This is a genomic window from Acidisphaera rubrifaciens HS-AP3 (assembly GCF_000964365.1).
GTDB lineage: Bacteria > Pseudomonadota > Alphaproteobacteria > Acetobacterales > Acetobacteraceae > Acidisphaera > Acidisphaera rubrifaciens.
This window is the reverse complement of sequence record NZ_BANB01000300.1, coordinates 1-855: the sequence shown is the minus strand read 5'-3', so window position 1 is coordinate 855 and position 855 is coordinate 1. Positions and strand designations below refer to the sequence as shown.

Sequence of the window (855 nt, the reverse complement as noted above, 5' to 3'; positions counted from 1 at the left end):
CTGCCGCGGACCGGCAACGCGGTGCCCGAGCGGGTGATGGCGCTGCTGGAGGTCGAATCCGGACTCAACGACCCGATGTCGGTGTTCCTGACGTTCCTGCTGCTCCGTCTCCTGGTCTCGCCGGAGAGCGTGACGACGCTGCACGCCGCCCTCAGCTTCACGGAGGAAATGGGCGGCGGCCTCGCCTTCGGTGTCGCCGCGGGCTGGCTGCTGGCGCTCGCGCTGCGGCGGCTGCGGCTGGAGTCGGCGCTGGCGATGGTGTTCGCGCTGGCGGCCGCACTCGCCGTGTTCGGCGCGGCGCAGGTGGCCGGCACGAGCGGGTTCCTCGCCACCTATGTCGCGGGCGTCCTGACGGCGGCGCGCGCGCCCGCCCTGCGCGAGGCGTTGCAGACCTTCTTCGAGGGGATGGCCTGGCTCGCGCAGATCGTGCTGTTTCTCATGCTCGGCCTGCTGGTCACGCCGCACGACCTGCCGCCGCACATTCCTGGTGCCGTGGTCGGCGCGGCCGCGCTGATCTTCCTCGGTCGCCCCATCGCGGTCTTCGCCTGTCTGCTGCCGTTCCGGTACAGCCTGCGCGAGATGGCCTTCGTCGCCTGGGTCGGGCTGCGCGGGGCGGTGCCGATCTATCTCAGCTTCATCCCGGCGCTGGTCGATCCGCTGCGGGATTCGCGGCTGTTCGCCGCCATCTTCATCGTGGTGGTGGTCTCGCTCCTGGTGCAGGGTTGGACGGTCGGCGCGGCGGCCCGGCTGCTCGGCTTCGGCCCGCGCATGCGCCGGGCCTGACGGTCCCGCTTGCCGCCGCCGGTTGCGCCCGGCATGTCGGGGGCCATGCCCGTCGCCCCGCACGTGTCCCCC

The 855-nt window shown here is 72.6% G+C and carries 1 protein-coding gene; it reads left to right on the top strand.

Annotated features, from left to right (window positions below):
- The coding region (locus tag B8460_RS09910; protein ID WP_048861435.1) for a cation:proton antiporter domain-containing protein at positions 1-783 on the top strand (783 nt) is incomplete at its 5' end.
- Between the last annotated feature and the right edge of the window lie 72 nt (positions 784-855).